General features: G+C 52.5%; 1 protein-coding gene. It reads left to right on the top strand.

All coding sequences use genetic code 11. The features are described 5' to 3' along the window. A partial coding sequence (gene istB, locus O9X78_RS20780; protein WP_269621593.1) for an IS21-like element helper ATPase IstB occupies positions 1 to 711 on the top strand: 711 nt, incomplete at both ends.

Raw genomic sequence — 711 nt, forward strand, 5'->3', positions numbered from 1 at the left:
CACAGAGCGTACAACAACTCCGGCAACTTCGACTCACCGGCTTAGCGGACGCACTGGAAGCGCAGTTCCGTCAGCCCAATACCTACGACGAGCTTGGCTTCGCAGAGCGTATCGGCTTAGCTATTGAGCAGGAAGTTACCTACCGGAACGACAAACGATTGCAGCGCTTACTCAGCGCTGCACGCTTTAAAGAAATAGCAAGATTGGCGGACGTTGACTACAGCCATCCGCGCGGACTTAAGCCAAGCACTGTTGCCGCCCTGCAAAGCAATCATTGGATTAGCAAAGGGCATAACTTAGTGATGACCGGCCCGACGGGCTGCGGCAAAACCTATCTTGCCTGCGCTCTCGGCCACCATGCTTGCGTACAGGGTCATCCAACTCGGTACTTCCGCGCCTCTCGGCTGTTTGAGCAACTTACCATCGCCCACGGTGATGGCAGCTATCTCAAGCTCCTCGCGCAAATCGCCAAAGCAGACGTACTGATCATTGACGACTGGGGTTTAGAGCCGCTGACGCAAGTGCAAAAAAACGACTTGCTGGAAATCATGGAGGATCGGCACAACAAAAAAACAACGATAGTAACGAGCCAGCTTCCGGTGGAAAACTGGCATGACTTTATCAATGATCCAACGTTGGCTGACGCCATCTTGGATCGACTTTTACACAACGCTCACAAAATCAATTTGAAGGGGGAATCCATGCGAAAAC

This window comes from Zhongshania aquatica, from assembly GCF_027257955.1.
GTDB classification, from domain to species: domain Bacteria; phylum Pseudomonadota; class Gammaproteobacteria; order Pseudomonadales; family Spongiibacteraceae; genus Spongiibacter; species Spongiibacter aquatica.